Here is a 23988-nt window from a genome sequence, read left to right as displayed (position 1 = left end):
GTCAGACCGTTTCTTCCGCGCGGGCGGCCGCGAGGCGGACCGCGTCGAGGATCTTCTCGTAGCCGGTGCAGCGGCAGAGGTTGCCGGAGAGCGCCTCGCGGATGTCCGCGTCGGACGGCTGCGGGTTGCGCTCCAGCAGCTCGTCGGCGGCGACCAGCAGACCGGGGGTGCAGAAGCCGCACTGGACGGCGCCCGCGTCGATGAACGCCTGCTGGATCGGGGAGAGTTCACCGGTGTCCCGGGTATCCTCGCCGGCCGGCTCGGCCTCCCACTGCCGGGCCTTGTCGAGTGCGGTGCCACAGGCTCCGGAGGCGCAGCCGCTGCCGGGGTGTGCCTGGGAGCGGTGGGCGGCGAAGTCGGCGAGACCTTCTACGGTGACGACCTCGCGGCCCTCCACCTGGCCCGCGGCGACCAGACAGGAGCAGACCGGGACACCGTCCAGACGGACCGTGCAGGAACCGCACTCGCCCTGCTCGCAGGCGTTCTTCGAGCCGGGCAGGCCCATCCGCTCACGCAGCACATAGAGGAGGGACTCGCCCTCCCAGACGTCGTCCGCCTCGTGCCTGCGGCCGTTGACCGTGAAATTGACGCGCATGATCAGGCAGCTCCTTCGGTGCTGCGGCCGTTGCCGCGGTACGACTCCCAGGTCCAGCCGAGGGTGCGGCGGGCCATGATCCCGACCGCGTGCCTGCGATAGCTCGCGGTGCCGCGTACATCGTCGATCGGGTTGCAGGCACCGGCGGCGAGCGTGGCGAACTGCGCGGCGATGGACGGCGTGATGACCGTGCCGCTGTCCCAGAACCCGCCCTCCTCGAGCGCGGCGTTCAGGAATTCCTCGGCCTCCTTCGCCCGGACGGGTGTGGGGGCGGCCGAGCCGATGCCGGTGCGGACCGTGCGGGTCTCGGGGTGCAGGGCCAGGCCGAAGGCGCAGACGGCGATGACCATCGCGTTGCGGGTGCCGACCTTGGAGTACTGCTGGGGCCCGTCGGCCTTCTTGATGTGCACGGCCCGGATCAGCTCGTCCGGTTCGAGGGCGTTGCGCTTGACGCCGGTGTAGAAGGCGTCGATCGGGATCATCCTGGTCCCGCGTACGGATTCGGCCTCGACCTCGGCGCCCGCGGCGAGCAGCGCCGGGTGGGCGTCCCCGGCGGGCGACGCGGTGCCCAGGTTGCCGCCGACGCCGCCGCGGTTGCGGATCTGCGGCGAGGCGACGGTGTGCGAGGCGAGCGCCAGTCCGGGCAGCTCGGCGCGCAGATGCTCCATGATGTCGCTGTACGGGACACAGGCGCCGAGCCGTACGTTCTCCTGGCCCACCTCCCATTCGGACAGCTCCCCGATGCGGTTCAGGTCCAGGAGGTACTCGGGCCGCCGGTGGTCGAAGTTGATCTCGACCATCACATCGGTGCCACCCGCAATGGGCACGGCCGTCGGATGCTCGGCCTTGGCGGCGAGCGCCTCATCCCAGCTGGCGGGGCGAAGGAAGTCCATGAGTGGCTCTCTTCTTCTCAATCGGGTCGTTCGCTGGGGACGGCCGGCCCTCGACCGGTCGTTCATGTGTTGTTAACGCGGTGTGGGGCCAAGTACACAAGCCGTGCTCCACCCGGTGCAGTCACCGAAACCATGAAGGAGTTGGCTGGTCGATCTCCTCGTCTTGTAGATTCGAACGAATGGCGGAGGTCAGTGACCTCACCGCAATACCCAGTTTTCACCCGCACCAACGAAAGAGATCGGCGGCGACGAGATGCGGCTGCGCGCACTGCTGGAGACCGACGCGCTGGGCCTGCGGCTGCTCGGCGGCGAGGACGAGCTGGACCGGTCCGTCCGCGGCGTGATGACCACCGACCTGCGGGATCCCAGCCGCTATCTGTCGGGCGGCGAGCTGGTCCTGACGGGCCTGGCCTGGCGCCGGGACGTGACGGACTCGGAGCCGTTCGTACGGATCCTGGCGGGCGCCGGGGTCGCCGGACTCGCGGCGGGCGAGGCGGAGCTCGGCGACATCCCCGGCGATCTGGTGGAGGCATGCGCGCGGCACCGGCTGCCGCTCTTCGCCGTCCATGAGACCGTCGCGTTCGCAACGATCACCGAGCATGTGGTGCGCCAGGTGTCCGGCGAGCGGGCGGGCGATCTGGCCGCGGTCGTGGACCGGCACCGCAGGCTCATGACCTCGGGCCCGGCGGGCGGTGGGCCCGAGGTGGTCCTCGATCTGCTCGGCTCCGACCTCGACCTGCACGCCTGGGTGCTCTCCCCCACCGGTCGGCAGATCGCGGGCGCCGGTGACGCACCGCTGGCCGGAGCGGTCGGCGCGGCGCTCGCCGGCCACCATCTGGCCGCCACCCGCACCGGCCGCCGGGCCCCGCACCGGGCCACGGTCGGCGGCACCACGTATTCGCTCTTCCCGATCCGGAACGCCGGGCGGGGCACCGCCCCCGCCTCCCGTGATGTGCGCGAGTCGGTGCTCTCCGACTGGCTGCTCGCGGTCGAGGCGGACGCGAGTGACTGGCCGCCCGCCCGGCTTGATCTTCTCCAGGGCGTCACCCAGCTGATCGCGGTCGAACGGGACCGGCGCGACGCGGCCCGTACGGTACGCCGCAGGCTCGCCCAGGAAGTCCTTGAACTGGTCCAGACGGGCGCTCCACCGGCCGAGATCGCCGCCAGGCTGCGGGTCGCCGCCCCGGTGCTGCTCCCGGGTCTCGGGACCGCGCCGCACTGGCAGGTCGTGGTGGCGCGGGTCGAATGGGGTGTCGCGGAGGGCTCCGCCACGACGGGCGCCCCGGCCGGCAGTTCCGGCTCCGCCGTCGCGGGCGGCCCGGTCGCCCAGGCGCTGCTGGAGGAGATCCTGGTCGACCCCGCAGTCACCGGCCCCGACTCCGTGGACCGGATCGCGGTCGCCCACACGGGCGACGAGGCCGTCGCCCTCGTACCCCTGCCCGCCGTCACCGCGCCCGTACCGGCCCACGACTCCGGCCCGGACACGGCGCCCGCCGAGGCCTCCGCCGACGAGGATCCCGCGCTGCACGCCGATGTGCTGCTCGCCGCCGTCCGCGAACCGCTCTCCGCCGGCCTCGCCGACGACGGTCGGCTGACACTGGGTGTCAGCGCGGCCGTGCACTCCCCCGAGGGTCTGCGCGGCGCCCTGGAGGAGGCCCGGCACGCCCGCCGGGTGGCGGCGGCACGCCCCGGCAGGGTCTGCGCGGCCGGGCACCACGAGCTGGCCTCGCACGTGCTGCTGCTGCCATTCGTCCCCGACGACGTGCGCCGCGCGTTCACCGCACGGCTGCTCGACCCGCTGCGCGACTACGACCGGCGCCATCGCGCGGAGCTGATCCCGACACTGGAGGCGTTCCTGGACTGCGACGGTTCCTGGACCCGCTGCGCGTCCCGGCTCCATCTGCACGTCAACACGTTGCGCTACCGGGTCGGGCGAATCGAGCAGTTGACGGGGCGTGACCTTTCGCGCCTGGAGGACAAGCTCGATTTCTTCCTCGCCCTGCGTATGAGCTGACTTCCGGGCCCTGCCACGGCTCTCGGCGGATCCGGGCGTTTGTGAAATCTTTCACCTGACATTGCCCCGACCCCTTGGCCCGGCGTGCCATTCCGTGCTGAGATGCGGCCACACTCAACAGCTCAATGGCGCGCTCGGGGAGGGCAATGTGGCGTATACCGCCATGTCTGGTTCCGGAACGACAGCAGATGACGATCCGCCGCTCCAGACAGCGGTATGGCGGCTGCGGTCACGCGCCTGCTGGACGGACGCCGCCGCGCTGCTGGAACACGACGCCGCCACCGATCCGGCAGCGGCACTCCAGCGCACCGCTCTGCTGACCGAGCGGTGCCTTTACACCGGGCAGGGCTGGACCGACGCCGAGGACGCCCTGCGCACCGCCGAGGCGCTGGCTCACGACGACGCCGAACGCGGCGCAGCCGCCTGTGAGCGTGGCCATCTGGCCTACGCGTCGACGCTTCTCGGCGTACGGGACCGGGCCGACGAGGCCAGCGTCGCCCTGAGCCGGGCCGCCGCACTGCTCGCCCCGTCAGCGCCGGGACGTCCGCTGCTGGACTTCCGCCGGGGCCTGATCGCGCAGAACATCGCCGACTCGCCCCAGGCCGCGCGTGCCGCGTACCGCAGGGCCCACGCCGGCGCCACCGCCCAGGGCGATGCGCTGCTGCTCTCCTCGACCTGGCGCCATCTCGCCCTGCTCGCCCTGCGCGAGGGCGAACTGGCGGAGGCACGGCACGGTTTCGCCGAGTCCCTGCGGTTAAGGGAGGAGCTGGGCTATCTGATCGGTACGGCTCCGGCCCTCATCGCGCTGGCGGACTCCGAGCCGGAGCCGGAGGCGGCGACCCGGCTGCGCGCCGAGGCGGGCCGGCTCTTCCGGCTGCTCGGGGGCGTTCCGACATGGCTGGCTCCGCACCTGGACCCGCCGCCCCCGGAGACGGCCGAGGCGAACTGAGCGCCAAAGGGCCGGTGTGACGTCAGCTCTCGGCGCCGGTGAAGTGTTCCCGTACGAGCGACTGCACGACGGTCAGGTCCTGGGCGATGAGCGCGTCGAGCAGGGCGGTGTGCTCGGCAGCGTCGGCGAGCAGGTCGGCGCGGTGGGTGGCGGGGGTGTTTCCCAGGGGCCACTGGGAGCGGCGGTGCAGGTCGTCGGCGACCATCACCAACTGCTCGTTGCCGCAGAGCGCGAGGACGGCGCTGTGGAAGGCCCGGTCGGACTCGGCGTAACTCGCCCGGTCGCCCACCGCGGCCGCCGCAACCGCGGCTTCGGCCAGCGGGCGCAGGGCGCACCAGCGGGCCGGTGGGACGGTGCGGGCCAGCCGCAGCATGACGGGGACCTCGATCAGGGCCCGTACCTCGGCCAGCTCGGCCAGCTCGCGCGGGCCCCGCTGGGACACGCGGAAACCGCGGTTCGGAACGACCTCGACGGCGCCCTCGATGGCCAGCTGCTGCATCGCCTCGCGCACGGGAGTCGCGGAGACCCCGAAGCGGGCACCGAGAGCCGGGGCGGAGTAGACCTGCCCCGGAACCAGCTGACCGTCGACCAGCGCGGCGCGCAGGGCCTCGAGGATCTGGCCGCGCACGGAGTGCCGCTGCACCGCCGGCCGCGGGGCGGGCGGCTCGCTGTGGGTGTGCTCGCCGCGTACCTGCTCCCCACGTACCTGCTCGCCACGTGCCTGCTCGGGCACGCGTAGGGACGCCGGGGTCGTCGCGGACGCGACGGACGCGTACGGCGGCCGCGCCTGCTCACGCGCTCTGCCCTGCTCCACTCGGACCTCCTCGGCCTGCCGTGGGCGCGGCTCGCGTGCGCCATGCCCCTCTGCACGATAGGCGGCGCGGGCCGCAGTTCAAACATCGATCCATTCGGGTAAGGTAAGGCTTACCTGCAAAACGATCGCGATTCGGTGGGCCCTGCATGACACTCGCCACCCTGCTTCCCGGCACCACCGCGTCCGCCGTGACGGGCGCGTACGCACGTCTGGCCGAGGTCTTCCCCGGGCTCCGCGCAGAGGTGCTGGAGGACGGCAAGGCCGCCCCTCGAGGTGCCGGCTGGGTGGGTGCGGACGAGCTCGCGGCGGGTGGTGCCTCGCTCGACGACTTCCTCGCCTGGGACCACGCGCAGGTGCTGCGGGACTACGGGCAGCAGCCCCGGCCCGATGTGGTCGCCAGCTTCGGGCTGCACCGCTACGCCTGGCCCGCCTGCCTGCTGGTGACGGTGCCGTGGTTCCTGCACCGGCGGGTGCCCCGGATCCCCGTCCGGGATGTGGCGTTCCAGCGGGCGCTGGGCCATCTGACCGTCCGCATAAGGGAATTCGCCTGCCTTCCGGGCGACCCGGCGGCCGGACTGCCGGGCGCCCGGGTGGTCCCGGACGAGGCGGCGCTGCGGGCCGAGGTACTCGCCGCCGTGGCCGACCACATCGGTCCGGTGCTGGACGGCTTCGGACCGCGGATGCGGCGCGGCAGGCGGGCGTTGTGGGGCATGGCGACGGACGAGGTCGTCGAGGGCCTCTGGTACATCGCCCACCTGCTCGGCGAGGAGCGGCGCGCGATGACCGAGCTGGAGGCGCTCCTGCCGGGCACCACGAAGCCGTACGTCGGCTCGGCGGGCTTCCGTGAACTGACCGGGCCGAACGGCGAGTCGCTGCCCACCCGCGACCGGGCGAGCTGCTGTCTCTTCTACACGTTGCGCCCCGAAGAGACCTGCGTCACCTGCCCGCGCACCTGTGACGCCGAGCGGGTACGGAAACTGACGCCCACTCATTGATCCACACCGCTCGTACGAGTAGTACTATTCGAACGCAGATCACTGGCCGCGTACAGATATTCGATCAGATCTCGGCTATCCGTATGCCCTGCCAACCCAATGGCGTTCTCTTGCCCCGAAACCCCCTGAGCGTGACGGGGTTTCGGCAATCATGGCGCCCGAAATGCCCTACGCGATGCAAGGGACCGCGCATGAGACTGACCGACATATCGCTGAATTGGCTGCTTCCGGGCGCCGTACTGCTCGTGGGGGTCCTGGCGGCGGTGGCGGTGGTCGCGCGCGGCAAGCGCGCCGCTGACAATTCCGCGGCCGACGACAGCTGGGAGCGCAGCGAGGAGCGTCGCAGGCGTAAGGAGACGCTGTATGCCTCCGCCTCGTACGTCCTGCTGTTCTGCTGCGCGGCGGTCGCTGCCGCCCTGTCCTTCCATGGGCTCGTCGGCTTCGGCGAGCAGAACCTCGGCCTCTCCGGGGGCTGGGAGTATCTCGTTCCGTTCGGCCTCGACGGGGCCGCGATGTTCTGTTCCGTACTCGCGGTGCGCGAGGCCAGCCACGGTGACGCGGCGCTCGGATCGCGACTGCTCGTCTGGCTGTTCGCCGGTGCCGCGGCCTGGTTCAACTGGGTGCACGCGCCGCGCGGTATCGACCACGCGGGCGCCCCGCACTTCTTCGCGGGGATGTCGCTCTCGGCAGCCGTGCTCTTCGACCGGGCACTGAAGCAGACCCGCCGGGCCGCGCTGCGCGAACAGGGCCTGGTGCCCCGTCCGCTGCCGCAGATCCGGATCGTACGGTGGCTGCGCGCCCCCCGGGAGACCTTCGGCGCCTGGTCGCTGATGCTGCTGGAGGGCGTACGCACCCTGGACGAAGCTGTCGAGGAAGTGCGTGAGGACCGCAGGGAGCAGGAGCAGAACCGCCTTCGCAGGAAGGACCAGGTAAAGCTGGACCGGGCCCACATCAAGGCGCTGAACCGGCAGAACCGGGCCTGGCGCAGGGTCGGCCGGGGTGGCACCCAGGTGGACGTTCAGGCCATCGCCCCCGCGCCGGGCTCCGCGCAGTCCGCCATGGAGCCCGCCATATCCGAGCCGGGACAACTGCCCTTGCGCGCCCGGCCGTCCCTGCAGGCCGTGACCGGTCCGAGCTCCAGCGCCTCGGACCGGAGCTCCCATGATCCGGTCACCGTCGACCTCACCGCCGAGGACGACACCCAGGCACTGCCCCGGCTCGATTCGCTGGAGCGGAAACTGAAGGACCTGGAGCAGCAGTTCGGCTGATCCATCACAAAAAGCCCTGATGGCCCGGTCCCTTCCGGGCTCTCAGGGCTTTTCGCCGTCCAGCTCGAACCAGACGACCTTGCCCAGCGCATGTGCGCCAACCCCCCAGGCGTCCGCGAGGCTCTGCACCAGGATCAGCCCTCGGCCATGCGTACCGTCGTCGGCGTTCGGTACGTACGACAGGGGCATTCCGGATACGAAGTCCCGAACCTCCACCCGCAGTTTCGCGGGTGCCACGCTCACCGTGACGACCGCGCCGTGCCTCGTATGGATCAGCGCATTGGTCACCAGCTCGCTGAGCAGGAGCTCCGCCACCTCGGCCGGCTCGGCCCGCCACCGGTATCGCAGGAACTCCCGCAACGCACACCGCACTTCGCTCACGGCCGCCAGATCCGTGTGGGCCAGTCTGCGACGCAGCCGGACCGGCTGCTGTCCCTGTGCACCTGGCTCGTGCGCCGCCCCGTCCGCCATGGATTCGGCATCTCCCTGACGCTCCATCGTTTCCCCCGCCCGCACAGTGAATCGCCCCCTTCTCGACTTCTCGATTTCTCGTCGCCTGGGGATGCATGCCCCACAGGCGGGCCGCCACGCTTGTCGACTCATCAATAAGTGAACAGAGAACGGGCGGCACGGCCCGGAGCGGCGGACACATGGATGTCACATTTCTGCCCCTCCGGTTAACTTCCAAAAAATTCACACCGGTTGACGTTGACGGGACCATGTCTACGCGCGTCATCATGGTGGCCATGCGAATCCCCCCACGGATCACCACGCTCGGTGGCGCTGCCGCCCTCATGTCCGTCCTCTTCATCGGCGGCCCGGTCCCCACGACCGCAACGGCCGCCACCACCTCGGTCGGCAGCATCTGTTACTCGGCGCTGCCTGCCCAGGCGCACGACACCCTCGACCTGATCGACGCGGGCGGCCCGTTCCCCTACTCGCAGGACGGTGCCGTGTTCCAGAACCGTGAAGGCGTCCTGCCGAGCCAAAGCACCGGCTACTACCACGAGTACACGGTCATCACCCCCGGCTCCCCCACCCGGGGCGCGCGTCGGGTCGTCACGGGTGAAGAGGTGCAGGAGGACTACTACACCAGCGACCACTACGCCACGTTCGACCTGATCGACCAGGGCTGCTGAAGCCCGCCCCTCCGAGCCGGTCCGCGCCGTAGCCCCCCACCTGCGGCGCGGATCACGGACAGCCGGAAGCGGCCGGACTTGTACCCTCCCCACATGACCGTGACCTATGTGATCGACGGCTCCCGGGTCACCGGCCTGGAGCAGTTCTGGAAAGTGATCGGCGAGGCCGTGAACGGTCCGGGCGGGTACTTCGGCCGCAACTTCGACGCCCTCGCGGACTGTCTCAGCGGCGGAATGGGCACTCCGGACGACGGTGACTTCGTCTTCGAGTGGCGTCACCACGCTCTCTCGGCACGGGCCCTGGGCCATGAGGAGAAGGCCCGGCAACTGCGGCGGAGCCTGGACCGGGCCCACCCCAGCAACCGGGCGGCGCTCCGCCACCGGCTCGACGAGGCCCTCGCGGGGCGCGGACCGACGCTCTTCGAGCAGCTCGTGGAGATCCTGCGGAACGACGGGCCGGGCACCTTGCGGCTTTCGTGAGCCCCGGGCCGTGTCCGGCGGACGCGGCCCGGAGGACGGCACCGGCCGGCCGAGCGGGTCACCACTCGGCCGGCCGATACCGTGGGGGTTGTAGGGATCAGAACTCGGTGGTGACCTTGGCGCCGTCGAACTGCTCGGTGCCGTAGAGGCTGATGAAGTGGTAGCCCGGCGCCGGGTTGTTGACGGTCAGGGTGTGCTCGTTGCCCGCGCCGACGGACTTGTCGGTGTAGACCTTGGTGGTCGCCCACTCCTGCGAGCTGTAGTAGAGGTCGGCGTCACCCGTGCCACCGGAGGCGGTGATCTTCAGCTGGGTGGTGCCGGCCGGGATGAGGACGGCCAGGTAGGCGTAGTCGCCCTTGACGGCCTTCAGCTCGCTGCGCATGCAGTTCCGGCCCAGCATCCTGGTGTCGGCGTCCTTGCACTCGGTGATCTCACCGGGCGGGTTGGTGGACCCGCTGCCGCAGGCGCCGGCCGCGCAGGCGGCCAGCCAGGTGTTCCAGTCGGCGTCGTAACGGCTGCCGATGGTCGACGTGAGCAGGGTGCGGGCGCCGTCCCAATCGCCCTTGCGGTAGAGGCCGAGCAGGGTGTCGACGTCGGAACGATGGGATTCGAGCATGTAACGGACGGCCAGGTAGCCCCAGTTGTACACGCGGGTCTGGTCGGCGTTGTCGTAGGTGGTGTCGAACAGGGTGCGCAGGGTGTAGGTGCGGTTGGCGGCCTGGGCGACGGCGTCGTCGTAGGTGACCTTGCGGTACGAGTACGAGACGAACTCCGCGAAGCCCTCCACCCACCAGACGGTCGGGGTGGTCATTCCGGCGGCGAAGTCGCCGTACATGTTGAAGCGGCCGTCGAGGTAGTGGGTGTACTCGTGGTTGAGGTTCCAGATCTGGAAGTCGGGGCGGGCCCACTCGGCCTCGTAGGCGATGAACCGGGGCTGGTTGCCCTCGGCCTTGGGGTCGCCCTCCAGGTACATGCCACCGTTGTTGGTGTCGATGCCGAAGATCACTCCGGCGTAGGTCTGGTAGTCGGTGCTGGAGTTGAAGGCCACGACCTCGATGGTCTTGTTGTTGTCGTCGGCGACCGCGCCGTTGTCCCGGGCCACCTCGTGGAAGTAGGCGTCCTGGTCGCGCAGGCTGGTGCAGCTGGCTTCGAGCTCCTCCGCGGTCATGTCCTGCGCCCGGATGGTGATGCTGTCGCTACAGGTGTGCTTCACCGGCAGGACGGCCTTCTCCAGACGCTCCGCGAGGTCACAGGCGCCGTAGGCCGCGCAGTTGTCCTTGTCGTAGGCGTCGACCATCTTGGCCAGATTGACCCAGAGCGGGGCGGTGGGGCCGTCGATGGAGCTCTTGCCCATCAGGTCGATCGCCAGCGGGCTCGCCTTGGCACGCAGCGAGTCCTCCTTGAGGAAGCGGCCGAGCTCGAGCCCCGCGTTGGCGGCCAGGAACGAATTCTTGGTGCCCAGCAGGTCGAGGTGGTTCGCGGCGAAGTCGCGCAGCGAGGTCAGCACACTGGAATCGGCCTCGATGGCGCTGATGAACTCCGGCACCTGGTGACCGCGAAACATGACCGTGTACACGCTATTCACGGCGTTGACCATGTACCAGGAGCTGTTGTACGACTCGTCGTAGTCGGCCAGCATCCGCTTGACGATGTTCAGGTAACGGGCGTTCTCCCCGGCGCTGTCGACCAGGATGATCGCCTCGGACAGGCTCTCGCCGTTGGCGTCGGTGACGTCGAAGGCGTGCGAGGAGCCGAAGAAGCCGTCGAGCGCGCCCTGGATGGCCGTGCGCAGGCGCGGCCCGTACTGTCCGACGGTGTCGGGGTCGTAGTACTGCACGTAGTAACCGGCCCGGAGGAAGAGGACCAGCTGGGGCATGCCGGTGCTGCTGTCACCGGGGTAGGAGGCCGACGCGTCGCGCATGGCATCGGCGATGGTGACCATCTGGTCCTCGCGGAAGGCGTTGTAGCCGTCCTGGCCCTTGAGACGGAACAGCGTGTTGACGCAGTCGGTGGTCGCCGCCTTGACCTTCTCGACCAGGGCGCTTCCGGTGTTGTTGGTGAAATCGGTGGTGTTGCACTCGGCCGCAGTCTTGCCGGACTTCTTGGCGAGGGCCCGCTTCTCGGCCTTCATCGAAGGTGCCATGTGGCTCGGAAGCGAGGTGGCCGGGTCGTCGTAGTCCCGCTTGAGCGCGTCCTTGGACGCTGACAGCGGCGGCTGGTCGGCGGCCTTGAGCGACTTGCGTTCGACGTGAGCGGCATCGTCGGCGGGTGCCGTCAGCGCCTCGGCAGTGGGACCGCCGGGGTCCTCGGTCCGGGGTTCCGCCCGCTTCTGGGCGGCGTCCGAGAAGTGGGGGGTCACGGTCGACACGGCGGGGCGTTGCTCGACGGCCTGGCTCGGTGCCGTGAACAGGCCCACGCCCAGGCATGCTGCCAGGACCGCAGTGGACAATCCGGTTATCTTTTGCCGAACCCTCAGGTTCTTCACGTGCCGCCTCCAGCGGAGTGGTGACCGCGCGACAGGGCGCGGTTGTGGGGGAATGCAAGAGGTCGGTGCCGGACCGGGTCTGAAGTGCACTCACGTCGTGACATGAGCACGGCTCCTTTCCCCTTGCGCGCTGTACAATGGCACATGTCACATGTCCTTTGGAACCCCTCTCACGCACATTCATCTGCGCGACAACTTCTCGTCGCAGCACGGGATATGACACGCGGCCTCGAACACACCGGCCGCCACCACCGGTTTCCCGACCACCGCACCACCGTGTCCCCGGAGAGCCGGAATTCCGGCCCCGACCCCGGTCCCACAGAGCCCCCGAGGAGCAATGCCCGTGTCCCATTCCCTCGCCGCGCCCCGCACCAGCAGCCATGACCTGCCGGTGTCGCCCGCGCTGGACGCCTTCATGAGCACGGCGTGGGCGGATACCCCGCTGCCTGCGGACATCCGCGTCCCCTCTTATGACGTCACCCCGGCCCGCCGCGCCCGGTTCGCCGCCCGCTTCCCGGGCGAGCGCCTGGTCATCCCGGCGGGCGCGCTCGCGGTCCGCTCCAACGACACGGACTATCGATTCCGTCCGCACACCGGCTACGCCTGGCTCACCGGCCTCACAGGCGAGGACCAGGCCGGACACGTCCTCGTCCTGGAACCCGACGGCGACGAGCGGCACGAGGCGGTGCTGTATCTGCGGCCTCGGTCACCTCGCACCGGCCGCGAGTTCTACCGCGACCGCAGATACGGGGAGTTCTGGGTCGGGCGCAGACCCGACCTGGAGGAAGCCGCCCGGATGACCGGCATCCGCTGTGCACACCTGGACGCCTGGGAGAAGCTGCTGACCGGGCCACAGCCACCGGTACGGACGCTGGGAGGGGTGGACCCTGCCGTCGACGAACTACTGCGTTCCTGCCGCTCGTTCCAGCGCCGGCGGTCGGCGCCGGCAGGCCTGGAAGCAGTGCTCAGCGAGCTCCGACTGGTCAAGGACCCTTGGGAGACCGGCCAGTTGCAGCAAGCCGTCGATGCGACGGTGACAGGATTCGAGGATGTGGTGCGGAGCCTTCCGCAGGCGCTGCGGCACCCGCGCGGTGAGCGTTGGATCGAGGGCGTCTTCGATCTGCGGGCCCGGCTGGAGGGGAATGGTCCGGGGTACTCCACGATAGCCGCAGCCGGGGCGCACGCCTGTGTCCTGCACTGGATCCGCAATGACGGCCCCCTGGAACGCGACCAGTTGCTGCTACTGGACGCCGGGGTGGAGACCGATTCGCTCTACACGGCCGACATCACCCGCACCCTGCCGTTGTCCGGCCGCTTCTCCTCCGCACAACGCAGCGTCTACGAGCTGGTGCTCGCCGCGCAGGAAGCGGGCATCGCGGCCCTGCGCCCTGGGGCACGATTCCGTGACTTCCACCTGGCGGCCATGCGGGTCATCGCCGAAGGGCTTTACGAATGGGGCGTGTTGCAGATATCCGCCGATGAGGCGCTCGACGCCGACAACGGCTTCTACCGCCGGTACACGCTCTGCAGCAGTGGTCACATGCTCGGCATGGACCTTCACGACTGCGCTCAGGCGCGCGCCGACCGCTATCTGGACGGTCGCCTGGAAGTCGGCCAGGTACTGACCGTGGAACCGGGGCTCTATCTCCAGCCCGACGACGAGACGCTGCCCCGGTCGCTGCGCGGGATCGGGGTGCGGATAGAGGACGACCTCGTGATCACGGCCGACGGCGCACGCCTCATGTCGTCCGCACTGCCGCGCACTGCCGACGGAATCGAGGAGTGGATGGCCGCCCTGCTGGACGGTTGAACCGGGCGGCCCATTCCACCGGCCGCCCCCCGCGCGGAGGGCGGGAGGCGGCCGGTGGAGGACGGAGTGCCGGCTTGGGGCTCCGGAACGAAACCGGTGGCTCAGAGCCTGTCGGATGACCTCTGACCGGGCAGCCACGCCCTGGCACGCACGCTTCCCGCGTTGCCGAAATGCCCTAGTAGCTCCTTCCCCAAGCTCTCAACTTCGTTCGAGCAGGGGAGGCCCCATCCGAGGACATCCCGGCGCCTTGGAATCGCACGCACCAGACCGCGTCCGCTATCCGATCGAAGGTCACCCGACAGGCTCTCAGGCCTCTGCGACCGGCAGCGACGCCCTTGTGCCCCGGGTGCCTCCGGCGCCCACGTCGTCGCCGTCCTCCTCGGCCCATATCGACCTGACATGTGACATGTGGGCCAGCATGCAGGCCTCGGCGCGCTGGGCGTCACCGGCGATCACGAGGTCGAGCAGTTGGACATGTTCCTCGGCCGATACGGTCAGCTGCCCCGTTGCGTCAAGCCGGTTCAGCCCGAAGAGGCGCGATCGCTTGCGCAGGTTGCCGACTTCCTCCACCAGCCTGCGGTTGCCCGCCAGACCGAGCAGTTCGAGATGGAAGCGGCGGTCGGCCTCCAGATAGCCGATGATGTCGTGCTCGGCGGCAGCAGCGACGATCGCCAGGGCAAGCGGCCGAAGTGCCTGCAGCTCCCTGACCTTGCCCATCCGGGCAATGCGGCCGACGGTGGGTACCTCGATCATGGCGCGGAGTTCGGTGAAGTCGTCGAGGTCCTGGTCGGTCAACTCGGTTATCCGGAAGCCCTTGTTGCGAACCGCTTCGACCAGGCCCTCACGCGCCAGGTCGAGCATGGCCTCGCGGACCGGGGTTGCGGACACCCCGAATTCGGCAGCGAGCGCGGGCGCGGAGTAGATCATGCCCGGACGGAGGTCCCCGGCGATCAGGGCCGCCCTGAGGGCGTTCGCCACCTGGTCGCGCAAGTGCTCTTGCGCCGAGATGACATTGAGCGTCGACAGGCGGGCCATGTTTGTTCCTCCAACGCCGTGCGGGCCCTCAGAATACAATGTCACGTTTCCACTCGGACCCGTCGCTCCTGACCTGTGGACAGCTCGGTCAGGGCGCCGACTTCCGGTGCACCGCCGCGGCGACCGCGAGGTCTTCCCAGCCCATTCCGACGCTTTTGAAGAACCGGGGGCGCTCGAAGGCAGCCGGCTTCTCACCGAGGATCCGACCGGTCACCAGGTCGGCGAGGTTGCCGGCGATGTCCTCGGCGCTGAAGGCTCCTTCCGCCATTGGGATCAGCAGATCGCCCGCCTCCGACAGGGCCGCCGCCCTCGATTCGACGATCACGGTGGAGCGTGACACCAGAGCCGTGTCGACCTCCCGGGCGTCCGGGGTGTGCGAGCCGACCGCGACGACTGTCGCGCTGTCCGGCACGAGGGTGCCGTCGAACAAGGGAGTGGCGGACGTGGTGCAGCAGAGCACCAGATCGGCGGTGGCGACCTGGTCGGTCACGTGCGCCTCACCCGCACGGGCGTCCACGCCGAGTTGACGGGCGTGCGCGACCAGTGCGGCGACCCGGCGCGGGGTACGGCCGATCACGGTGACCCGTTCGACGTGCCGTTCCGCGAGCACCGCGGCAAGGTGTCCGTACGCCTGGGGGCCCGTTCCGAAGAGCACCAGATGGCGCAGGACGGGCGGGGTGAGGTGGCGGATCGCGAGTGCCGACACGGCCGGTGTGCGCAGTGTGGTGAGCGCGGCCCCGTCGAGCAGGGCGAGCGGCAGCAGGGTGGGGCCGTCGAGCAGCAGATAGCTTCCAGTGATCCGTGGCAGGCCGCGTGCCGGGTTGTCGGGGGCGACTCCGGCGATCTTCACTCCGGTCACCTGATGGGTGGTGGCGGGCATGATCAGCAATTCTCCGCCGGGCACTGTGACATGGTGCCGGGCCGGGGACGTCTCCGGATCGAGTCCCCCGCTCAGCGCCGCCTCCAGGGCGTCCAAGGCTCCGGTCGGTCCCAGGGCCTCGATGTCGTCGGCGCCGAGCAGGGGCAGGTTCACAGCAGGAATCCTTCGGGGAAGGGGTCGGACGGGTTCAGGAAGAATTGTGCGGTACCGGTGATCCAGGCACGGCCCGTGATGGTCGGGACGACGCCGGGCAGCCCGCCCACGGTGGTCTTCTCGATGAGACGCCCGGTGAACGACGTTCCGATGAAGGACTCGTTCACGAAATCGGTGTCCAGAGGAAGTTCACCGCGTGCGTGCAGTTGGGCCATGCGTGCCGAGGTGCCGGTTCCACAGGGCGACCGGTCGAACCAGCCGGGGTGGATGGCCATCGCATGTCGGGAGTGGCGGGCGTCGGAACCGGGTGCGATGAACTGCACGTGTTTGAGGCCGTGGATGTCGGGATCTTCTGGGTGAACGGGCCGGTCAGTGGCGTTGACCGCGTCCATCAGGGCGAGTCCGGCCGCCAGGATGTCGTCCTTGCGCGCCCGGTCGAAGGGCAGCCCGAGGTCGGCCAGCTGCACCATCGCGTAGAAGTTGCCGCCGTAGGCGAGGTCGTAGCGGACCGGTCCGTAGCCGGGTACGTCCACCGTCCGGTCGAGTGCGACGCTGAACGCGGGAACGTTGGTCAGGGTGACAGCGGTGGCCGCGCCGTCCTTCACCCGGACGTCGACGCTGACGAGTCCGGCCGGGGTGTCCAGCCGTACGGTGGTGACGGGTTCGGTGACCTCGACCATGCCGGTCTCCACCAGAACGGTCGCGACCCCGATGGTGCCGTGCCCACACATCGGCAGATACCCGGAAACCTCTATGAAGAGGACGCCGAAGTCCGCGTCGGGCCGGGTGGGCGGCTGGAGGATCGCGCCGCTCATGGAGGCATGGCCGCGCGGTTCGTACATGAGCAGCGTTCGCACGGCGTCCCGGTGTTTCCGGAAGTACGTGCGCCGTTCAGCCATCGTGGCACCGGGAATGGTGCCGATGCCGCCGGTGATGACGCGGGTGGGCATGCCCTCGGTGTGTGAGTCGACTGCGTGGAAGATGTGACGTGTCTGCAAGGCTCCTCCTGGTTCGTCAGTTCGTCATGAACAACACGAAGAACGGGCCGGGTCGGGCGCTGTCCGGACGTACAACGACCGAACCGCGCTCAGCCGAGGCCCCCGGCCAGTACCTTCTCCGTCGCGGCACGTACGGCTGCCTCGTCGTCGGCGGGCAGGGGAAGGCGTGGCGGACGGGTACGGCCGCCATGGCGTCCGACAACGTCCATGGATGCCTTGATGGCCTGGACGAACTCCGGCTTCGAGTCCCACCGCAGCAGGGGATGCAGCTCGCGGTACAGCGGCAGGGCAGTTGCCATGTCGCCGGTCACAGCGGCCCGGTACAGCTCGACACAGCAGGACGGCAGCATGTTCGGACAGCCGGCGATCCAGCCGACGGCCCCGGCGAGTGCCAGTTCCAGCAGTACGTCGTCGGCGCCCACGAGCAGGTCGAGGCCGGGCGCCTGTTCGGCGATCTCGTAGGCCCTTCGGACATCGCCGCTGAACTCCTTGACCGCCACGATGCTGCCCTCCTGGTGGAGAGCGGCGAGCAGGCTCGGTGTCAGATCCACCTTGGTGTCGTACGGATTGTTGTACGCGACGACCGGAACCCCGACTTCGGCCACAGCGGCGTAGTGGGCTCGGACCGCCGCGTCCTCGCAGCGGTATCCGTTGGGCGGCAGGAGCAGCACGGAACCGGCGCCCGCCTCAGCGGCCTGTTCCGCCCAGCGCCGCGACTCCGCGCTGCCGTAGGCGGAGACGCCCGGCATGACGCGGCTGCCGTCGCCTGCCGCCTCGACGGCGACCCGGACCACCTGCTCGCGTTCGCTGTCGGTCAGGGTCTGGTACTCCCCAAGTGACCCGTTGGGCACCACACCGTCGCAGCCCTCCGCGATGAGTTGTTGGACATGCGTGGCATAGGCGTCGTAGTCGATCGTGCAGTCATCGCGCAATGTGATCGGGGTGGCGACCATGACCCCGTGCCAGGGGCGGGTGCGCGGGTGGGCGTTCGTCTGCATCGTGACTCCTTGAGTGGTGTGACATTCACGGCGTGGGGGGAAGCATGGGCAACAGCCGGCGGCGCGAAGTACCGAGCCGCGGCCGAGGCGTGTCGGGGAGTGGCTGCGGGTCTATCCGGGGTCGGCCAGGTCGGCGAGCGTGGACAGCATTACCGGGCAGGCGAGCGGGCGCCGGTCGGGGCCGTCCGGCTCTTCACCGGCGCCGCGTCCGCTGCCGTGCGCGTCGGCCAGTTCGCGGACGGCGACTCCACAGGTCCGGCCCTGGCACCACCCCATTCCGGCCCGGGTGAGCAGTTTGACGGTCCTGGTGTCACCGGCTCCGAGCTCCTCGCACGCGGTACGGATCCGGCCCGCGGTGACTTCTTCACAACGGCAGACCTCCGTGTCGTCGGTCAGCCATTCGCTCCACCCCGCCCCCGGCCGGTGCACGGCACCCATCAACGCGGAAAAGGCCCGCAGACGGCGTCGGGAACGACGCAGGACGACTGCTCTGCGCGCCGCTGCCCGCTGCACACCGCCCCGCATCTCACGAATGACCGAAAGCGCCGCCAACTCTCCTTCACAGAGAGCAAGTTCGACGCCGCCGATGCCTCCGGCCTCTCCCGCCGCCCAGACCCCCGGCACGGTGGTCCTGAGCTGCTCGTCGAGGGTGACCACATGCGTGCCGTCCGCGCAAGCGCGCGTACCGCAGCCCGCCGCCACGGCAAGTTCCAGCTGGGGAACGAGTCCGTGACCGACGGCGAGCGCATCGCAGGCGATCTTGCGGCCGGTCCCCGGCACGGGGCGCCACCGGCGGTCCACCCGGCTGACGGTCACCGCCTCCACCCGGTCGTCGCCGTGCACCTCGGTCACCGCCCGGTGAGTCAGCATTCGAACTCCGGCGCCGGTCAGTGCCGCCCCGTACCGGACACCTTCCGCCATCTTGCCGGGGTTGGCGGCCAGCACCCGGGGAGCGCGCGCGTACGCCCCGTAACCGGACGCTTCGATGAGTGCGGGAACGCTCGCACCGGCGCGCGTCAGCGAGAGGGCGACGGCCTGAAGAAGCGGGCCGCTCCCCGCGACCACGATCCGCCGGCCGGGCAGCACCAGGCCGGACTTGAGCATGGCCTGGGCGCCGGCCGCGCTCACCACGCCCGGAAGCGTCCAGCCGGGGAAGGGTAGTTGACGTTCATGGGCACCCGTCGCCAGCAGCAGACGGCGGGCCCGGACAGCGGAACGCTGTTCCCCTTCGGCTCCGGTGACGGCGTGCAGGATCCAGTGGCCGTCACCGGCTCGTTCGACCGTCCACACCTGATGGTTGGGGAGGTGGCGGATCGCTCCGGAGTTACGGTGCGCGGCCAGTCGTGCGGAGAGTTCGGCGAAGACGGGCCAGCCGTGGTGGAGGGCACCGGGCCGGGTCGCGCCGAGCCCGTCGGGCGGGCTTCGGTAGTACTGCCCACCGGGTGTGACGGCCGAGTCCAGCAGAACCACGTCGAGCCCGTGATCGGCCGCGGTGACGGCGGCGGCCAAGCCGGCCGGTCCCGCGCCCACCACGGCGAGTCCGGCGCAGTCCGCGTCCCGTGGGCGGCGTTCATCTGTCGAGTGCGGCATACCCGTCGCCCTCCTGTGTGGTGATGGCGTCGCCGGGGCGGGCGGGAAGCAGGCATGCGCGTTGGTTCGGCCGGCCGTTGACCGTGGCCAGGCATTCGTAGCAGGCACCGATGCCGCAGAAGGCTCCCCGCGGCCGGCCGTGGACCCTGGTGGTGCGCCAGGTCAGGATGCCCGCCGACCAGAGGGCCGCGGCGATGCTCTGGCCCGGCAGTCCACGGATCGGGCGCCCGTCGAAAGTCAGCTGGAATTCCGGTTCGGGCTGCGCCGCGACGAGTTCGGCCGGGGTACGTGCACGGGTACGTCTCACAGGGTCCTCTCCTGGGGCACGCGAGCCCCCTTCGCAGTCATGTGGCATGGCACGTGGTGTCGAACCGGTCCGGGGCGAACGGTCCGAGATCCAGTACCGGCTGCCGCCCGGCGATCGCGTCGGCGATCAGCAGTCCGGTCGCGGGGGCCAGCCCGATCCCGGCTCCTTCATGGCCGCAGGCGTGGAAGAGGCCTGGCACCCGGGGGTCCGGGCCGATCGCCGGCAGATGATCGGGCAGGTAGGGACGGAACCCGTGGTAGGCGCGCATCACCCGCACATCCGCCAGTACGGGGAAGAGAGCGGCGGCCTGGGCGGCCAGTCGGGCGATCGCCGGAACCGACAACGTCCGGTCGAAGCCGACCCGTTCGCGGCTGGCCCCGATCAGCACCGGCCCCGACGGGGTTCCCTCCACCACGGGCGAGGTCTGCAGCGCCGCGGACCCGCTCGACACATCGGACACGTACTCCGCCGCGTAGACCTTGTGCCGGATCAGCCGCGGCAACGGCTCAGTGACGAGCACGAACCCCCGGCGCGGCAGGACCGGCAGGTCCACTCCGGCCATCGCGGCCAGGTCACCGCCCCAGGTGCCCGCCGCGTTGACGACCACCGGGGCGCGCAGTTCACTCCGTGCGGTGCGCACCCCGCGTACCGCGCCATCCCGATCCCTGAGTATCCCGACGACTTCCTCCCCCGGGCACAGGCGTGCTCCGGAGCGGCCGGCTGCCCGTAACAACTCGGCTGCCGCCAGCGCCGGTTGAACCTGAGCGTCTTGCGGGTAGTGGAAGCCTCCGGCAAGGTGCGGTGCGAGGTGAGGCTCGGCATCGCGGAGCCGGTCGGATGTGACGTGGTACGCCTCGACTCCGGCTCCTCGCTGGTCGGCGGCCGTCGTGGACAGGGTGGTCAGGGATTCCTCGGACGCCGCCACGACCAGGCCGCCCTTGATCTCGTACTCGATGTCCGAAGAAAGTTCTTCCGACAGTTCGCGCCACAAGGAGGCGGAGAGCAGGGCCAGTTCCAGTTCGGGTCCTGGCAATTTGTCGGAGACCAGGAGGTTGCCCTCCCCGGCTCCGGTGGTGCCTCCGGCGACCGGCCCTCGGTCGACGACGGCTACGGACAGTCCGGACCGGGAGGCGTAGTAGGCGCAGGCGGCACCGACCACTCCGGCCCCGACGATGACGACATCCAGGGGCTGTCTCATGAACACGACAGTAATATGTCACATTGCTTTGGAGTCGCCAAGGGTGCCGGCCTTGGGGATCAACGCAACAGCCACGGTCGCCAAGGCGGCCCGGAGGGCGGACCCGGCGCTGCCGGGTGACCTGGTGGCGCTGTTGAAGACGCCGGAGGGCAAGCGGTACTCGTACCTGGAGCAGTTGCTCCGGCCGCCGACGCGGACCACGGGCACCGCGATGAAGAACGCGTTGCAGCGGGTGGATGACATCGCGGCGTTCCAGCTGGGGCGGGTGAAGCTGAGCAAGGTCCCGCCGAACCGCCCCGCTCGGGGCGGCGACCGGCGGCAAGCGGGTGCTGGCCGGGGTGAAGCGGCTGGCGGCCCCGGCGAGGCGCCGGGTGACGGAGAAGCCGCTGCTGCCGCGCGAGATCGACGACAAGCTGGTGCCGCCGGTGTGGCGCAAGGCGGTGTACGCCAACGCCGAGCTGCCGGAGGGGGCGGTAGACCGCGACGCGTACGTGGTGTGCGTGCTGGAACAGCTCTTCCGCGCCCTCGCGCGCCGCGACATCTACGCCTCCCCCTCGCACCGCTGGTCCGACCCGCGTGCCCGACTGCTGGACGGCAGGACATGCTGCGGGTGGCCGGCTCCCTGGTCACCAACCAGGTCCGCGCCTACGACCTGCTCCGGATGTTCGGCCGCGAGGGTCACCCCACGCCGCTGTGGCAGGCGTTCGCCGCGTATGGCGGATCGCAAAGACGCTGCACCTACTCGCCGTCGTCGACCCGGTCGACGACACCTACCGGCGGCAGATGCACAAGCAGCTCACCGTCCAGGAATTCCGCCACAAGCTCGCCCGCGAGATCTGCCACGGCAAGAAGGGGACCATCCACCAGGCGTACCGGGACGGGATGGAAGATCAGTTGGGCTCACTGGGGCTCGTTTTGAATGCGGTGGTGCTCTGGACGACGCGGTACATCGACGCCGCGGCGCCCAGCTCCGCGCCGCGGGCCACGAGATCCGCGACGAAGACGTCGCGCGGCTCTCCCCACTCAAGCACAAGAACCCGAACAGTCCTGGACCGCTACAGCTTCACCCCCTCCCAGCCGTTCGACGGCTTGCGGCCACTGCGCGACCCGGACGCCGCCGATCTCGACGACGATGACGACGATGACGACGAGTGAGCCCGGCTCAGCGCTCCAGTTCGCCGGGGGCGACGCTCAGCCCGGCACGAGCCGACGGAAATGGCGCAGTGGCAGTCATCCGACGGGCCAAGTCAACGAGGTACTGACGCAGGTCAGTATGCTCGTCGGCCGTAGAGCCAAGGATCAGTCGGGTGATCTGGGGGAAAGCGGAGGGCAGTACAGCAATCCCGATGAGAGCCAAAAGGGTGCCTGCAGCGCGATCGTCCGGCTTCGTACCCAGCGCCGCGGCCAGTGTCTCCACCATTCCCTGGTAACGGATCGACCGCTGCCGCTCGGCTGGAAGGCAGTCTCCGTCGTATTGCAGGGCTTCCCACATCATCAGGCGAAGCAGTTGAGGATTGCGCTGGTGGAGGTCGTAGATCCGGCCGACAAAGTCGGCCGGATCCCCGGAAGGTGGTCCCAGCAGAACGGCGTGCTCGTTGAGGGCCTCGGAGACGACAGCGACGAAGAGGTTCTCCTTGCTGCCGAAGTAGCCGTAGATACGTTCCTTGCTGACGTCCGCCCGCTCCGCGATTCGGCTGACGCGCGCGCCTGCCATGCCGTGAGCGGCGAATTCCTCACGGCCTGCGGCCAGCAGACGGTCACGGGTTCCTACTAGTTGATCACTGCTTGACATGGCGCAACTCTACATACCCAACCAGACGGTTGGTTGGGTATGTTGTGGATCACAGCGGCACCCGATTGTCCGCCTCAGCCGCTGACCACTGCGCGCGGCCGGTTGGAGGACAGTCAGCGGCGGCCATCTGAGGCGCTAGGAGACGAGGAAGTCATGGCAGACGCAGGTGTGTGGGTGACCGGCCTTGGGGCGACCACACCTCTGGCCGGCGACGTTGCAACGACGTGGTCCGCAATGTTGGCCGGAAAAAACGGAGTCGCCGTACTTGATGACCCGTGGGCTTCTGCATTACCGGTCCGCCTGGCGGCTCGCATGCGAGTGGACCCTGCAGCAGCCATGCGGCGAACAGAGGCCCGCCGGATGGACCGGTGCGAGCAGGCAGCGGTCGTGAGTGCCCGTGAAGCTTGGGCCGATGCGGGACGTCCCGACGTCGATCCGGAGCGGCTGGCTGTCGTCATCGGCACCGGTGTCGGAGGTGTGCTGTCCTTGCTTGAGCAGGACGATATTTTGGAGGTATCCGGGCCGCGCAAGGTCTCTCCGCACACCGTGCCGATGTTGATGGCCAACGGCCCGGCTGCCTGGGTAAGCATTGATCTGGGAGCTCGGGGCGGAGCACACACCCCTGTCAGCGCGTGTGCGTCCGGGGCAGAGGCCATCGCCCTGGGCCTGGATCTGATCCGTCTCGGCCGTGCCGACGTGGTCGTAGCCGGAGGAACCGAGGCATGTGTGCACGGACTGCCCTTGGCCGGCTTCGCGCAGATGATGGCCCTCGCCACGACGAACGACGAACCGGATACTGCGTCCCGTCCCTTCGACTCGGAACGCAGTGGCTTTGTGCTCGGCGAGGGTGCTGCCGTCCTGGTGCTGGAGCGCAGGGATTTCGCCCGCGACCGTGGCGCGCGTGCCCACGGCGCACTCGTTGGCGCCGGAGTCACGTCCAGCGCCCAGCACATCACGGCTTCCGACACCGCCGGGCAAGCGCGGACCATCCGCATGGCGTTGGCAGCGGGCGGCTTGGCACCCGAGGACATCGGTCTGGTCCACGCACACGCCACCTCCACTCCGCAGGGAGACCTTGCGGAGGCAAACGCCGTGGAAGAGGCCGTCGGAACGCACCCAGTCGTCACCGCTACCAAGTCAATGACCGGGCACCTCCTGGGAGCGTCCGGAGCCTTGGGCGCGATCGCCACCCTCCTCGCTCTGCGGGACGGGATCGCACCGGCCACCAGAAACCTTGACAAGATCGACCCCGCGATTAACCTCGACGTTGTCTCCGATCGCCCCCGTCAAGGAGCTTGGACCGCGGGAATGGCTAATTCCTTCGGCTTCGGTGGCCATAACGTCTCCTTGGCCTTCACCACGGTCCGCTGATCAAAATCTCCTTTGCCTGCAAAGGCCACTGATTCAGCAATCATCGTCGCCCGCCTGTCGGCAAACGATCGCTTGCCGACAGGCGGGGAGCGCATCCAATGAACCCGGACGTTCCGGGGCGCCGGGGCACCGCCGATCCAATAAGATCCGATGGCGATTGCTGACAGGGTTTGACGACAGACAGGGTCCGATCCTCCGCATGGAAGGGGCCCCCGGCGGCGAAG

Annotated in this window: 22 protein-coding genes and 1 pseudogene; 9 read left to right on the top strand and 14 right to left on the bottom strand. The window is 69.6% G+C overall.

Annotated elements, in window-relative coordinates; genetic code table 11:
- Position 1 precedes the first annotated feature (1 nt).
- Together ACIPEK_RS32265 and ACIPEK_RS32260 are read right to left on the bottom strand one after the other, a co-directional pair.
- A complete protein-coding gene (locus tag ACIPEK_RS32265; protein WP_402003378.1) occupies positions 2-595 on the bottom strand; it encodes a (2Fe-2S)-binding protein in 594 nt (197 codons plus the stop codon).
- Between the two features lie 2 nt (positions 596-597).
- Positions 598-1488 carry an FAD binding domain-containing protein gene (locus ACIPEK_RS32260; RefSeq protein ID WP_402003375.1) on the bottom strand — a complete coding sequence of 297 codons (891 nt, stop codon included), beginning with the start codon at positions 1486-1488 and terminating at the stop codon, positions 598-600.
- 253 nt (positions 1489-1741) lie between these two features.
- Between ACIPEK_RS32260 and ACIPEK_RS32255 the strand changes: the two genes are divergently transcribed.
- Both ACIPEK_RS32255 and ACIPEK_RS32250 read left to right on the top strand, forming a co-directional pair.
- A complete protein-coding gene (locus ACIPEK_RS32255) occupies positions 1742-3502 on the top strand; it encodes a PucR family transcriptional regulator (RefSeq protein ID WP_402003372.1) in 1761 nt (586 codons plus the stop codon).
- Between the two features lie 163 nt (positions 3503-3665).
- On the top strand, positions 3666-4451 hold the full coding sequence (locus ACIPEK_RS32250) for a hypothetical protein (RefSeq protein ID WP_383077813.1): 786 nt from the start codon (positions 3666-3668) through the stop codon (positions 4449-4451).
- Between the two features lie 22 nt (positions 4452-4473).
- Here ACIPEK_RS32250 and ACIPEK_RS32245 read toward each other — a convergent pair whose 3' ends face one another.
- Entirely contained in the window at positions 4474-5265 is a 792-nt protein-coding gene (locus ACIPEK_RS32245; RefSeq protein WP_402003369.1) for a GntR family transcriptional regulator, read from the bottom strand.
- A 146-nt stretch (positions 5266-5411) separates the two neighbouring features.
- Between ACIPEK_RS32245 and ACIPEK_RS32240 the strand changes: the two genes are divergently transcribed.
- Both ACIPEK_RS32240 and ACIPEK_RS32235 read left to right on the top strand, forming a co-directional pair.
- Complete coding sequence (locus tag ACIPEK_RS32240) at positions 5412-6260, top strand: (2Fe-2S)-binding protein (RefSeq protein ID WP_402003367.1); 849 nt, start codon at positions 5412-5414, stop codon at positions 6258-6260.
- Positions 6261-6451: 191 nt separating this feature from the next.
- Positions 6452-7528: a DUF2637 domain-containing protein gene (locus ACIPEK_RS32235; RefSeq protein WP_402003364.1), complete on the top strand. Its 1077-nt coding sequence runs from the start codon at positions 6452-6454 to the stop codon at positions 7526-7528.
- Between the two features lie 42 nt (positions 7529-7570).
- On the opposite strand, the gene ACIPEK_RS32230 is transcribed toward ACIPEK_RS32235, so the two are convergent.
- Complete coding sequence (locus tag ACIPEK_RS32230; protein WP_383077862.1) at positions 7571-7933, bottom strand: ATP-binding protein; 363 nt, start codon at positions 7931-7933, stop codon at positions 7571-7573.
- Positions 7934-8274: 341 nt separating this feature from the next.
- Between ACIPEK_RS32230 and ACIPEK_RS32225 the strand changes: the two genes are divergently transcribed.
- Both ACIPEK_RS32225 and ACIPEK_RS32220 read left to right on the top strand, forming a co-directional pair.
- Positions 8275-8667, top strand: coding sequence for a ribonuclease domain-containing protein (locus tag ACIPEK_RS32225; protein ID WP_402003361.1), 393 nt, complete (start codon positions 8275-8277; stop codon positions 8665-8667).
- A gap of 93 nt (positions 8668-8760) precedes the next feature.
- On the top strand, positions 8761-9147 hold the full coding sequence (locus tag ACIPEK_RS32220; RefSeq protein ID WP_383077803.1) for a barstar family protein: 387 nt from the start codon (positions 8761-8763) through the stop codon (positions 9145-9147).
- 97 nt (positions 9148-9244) lie between these two features.
- On the opposite strand, the gene ACIPEK_RS32215 is transcribed toward ACIPEK_RS32220, so the two are convergent.
- The gene (locus ACIPEK_RS32215) at positions 9245-11632 is read right to left on the bottom strand and encodes a M9 family metallopeptidase (RefSeq protein ID WP_402003358.1); all 2388 of its coding nucleotides are present in this window, start codon (positions 11630-11632) and stop codon (positions 9245-9247) included.
- A gap of 337 nt (positions 11633-11969) precedes the next feature.
- Between ACIPEK_RS32215 and ACIPEK_RS32210 the strand changes: the two genes are divergently transcribed.
- Positions 11970-13442: an aminopeptidase P family protein gene (locus ACIPEK_RS32210; protein WP_402003355.1), complete on the top strand. Its 1473-nt coding sequence runs from the start codon at positions 11970-11972 to the stop codon at positions 13440-13442.
- 306 nt (positions 13443-13748) lie between these two features.
- Here ACIPEK_RS32210 and ACIPEK_RS32205 read toward each other — a convergent pair whose 3' ends face one another.
- The 8 genes from ACIPEK_RS32205 to ACIPEK_RS32170 all read right to left on the bottom strand — a co-directional run bounded on the left by ACIPEK_RS32205 (position 13749) and on the right by ACIPEK_RS32170 (position 20844).
- Entirely contained in the window at positions 13749-14477 is a 729-nt protein-coding gene (locus tag ACIPEK_RS32205) for a GntR family transcriptional regulator (RefSeq protein WP_402003352.1), read from the bottom strand.
- An 88-nt stretch (positions 14478-14565) separates the two neighbouring features.
- Positions 14566-15510 (bottom strand): ornithine cyclodeaminase family protein, encoded by a 945-nt coding sequence (locus ACIPEK_RS32200; RefSeq protein ID WP_402003349.1) that lies wholly within the window; start codon positions 15508-15510, stop codon positions 14566-14568.
- On the bottom strand, positions 15507-16508 hold the full coding sequence (locus ACIPEK_RS32195) for a proline racemase family protein (protein WP_402003346.1): 1002 nt from the start codon (positions 16506-16508) through the stop codon (positions 15507-15509). The genes ACIPEK_RS32200 and ACIPEK_RS32195 overlap by 4 nt, the downstream gene beginning before the upstream one ends.
- Before the next feature lie 89 nt (positions 16509-16597).
- Complete coding sequence (locus ACIPEK_RS32190) at positions 16598-17506, bottom strand: dihydrodipicolinate synthase family protein (RefSeq protein ID WP_393697583.1); 909 nt, start codon at positions 17504-17506, stop codon at positions 16598-16600.
- 111 nt (positions 17507-17617) lie between these two features.
- Positions 17618-19096, bottom strand: coding sequence for an NAD(P)/FAD-dependent oxidoreductase (locus ACIPEK_RS32185; protein ID WP_402003343.1), 1479 nt, complete (start codon positions 19094-19096; stop codon positions 17618-17620).
- A complete protein-coding gene (locus tag ACIPEK_RS32180) occupies positions 19077-19403 on the bottom strand; it encodes a (2Fe-2S)-binding protein (protein WP_402003340.1) in 327 nt (108 codons plus the stop codon). Before ACIPEK_RS32180 ends, ACIPEK_RS32185 begins: the two co-directional genes overlap by 20 nt.
- Positions 19404-19440: 37 nt before the next feature.
- A complete protein-coding gene (locus ACIPEK_RS32175) occupies positions 19441-20601 on the bottom strand; it encodes an NAD(P)/FAD-dependent oxidoreductase (protein WP_402003337.1) in 1161 nt (386 codons plus the stop codon).
- Between the two features lie 18 nt (positions 20602-20619).
- A complete protein-coding gene (locus ACIPEK_RS32170; RefSeq protein ID WP_402003523.1) occupies positions 20620-20844 on the bottom strand; it encodes a hypothetical protein in 225 nt (74 codons plus the stop codon).
- Positions 20845-21184: 340 nt separating this feature from the next.
- Between ACIPEK_RS32170 and ACIPEK_RS32165 the strand changes: the two are divergent.
- Positions 21185-21756, top strand: a pseudogene (locus ACIPEK_RS32165) (Tn3 family transposase); the annotation flags it as partial.
- A 7-nt stretch (positions 21757-21763) separates the two neighbouring features.
- Here the strand turns inward: ACIPEK_RS32165 and ACIPEK_RS32160 are convergent.
- Positions 21764-22393, bottom strand: a complete 630-nt coding sequence (locus ACIPEK_RS32160; protein ID WP_402003334.1) for a TetR/AcrR family transcriptional regulator — start codon at positions 22391-22393, stop codon at positions 21764-21766.
- A 153-nt stretch (positions 22394-22546) separates the two neighbouring features.
- Here ACIPEK_RS32160 and ACIPEK_RS32155 point away from each other — a divergent pair, with 153 nt between their 5' ends.
- A complete protein-coding gene (locus tag ACIPEK_RS32155) occupies positions 22547-23764 on the top strand; it encodes a beta-ketoacyl-[acyl-carrier-protein] synthase family protein (protein WP_402003331.1) in 1218 nt (405 codons plus the stop codon).
- Positions 23765-23988 lie beyond the last annotated feature (224 nt).

The organism is Streptomyces sp. NPDC088246 (assembly GCF_044741025.1).
GTDB lineage: Bacteria > Actinomycetota > Actinomycetes > Streptomycetales > Streptomycetaceae > Streptomyces.
Note: the sequence above shows the minus strand (reverse complement) of the source record. Positions and strands in the feature narration are given on the sequence as shown.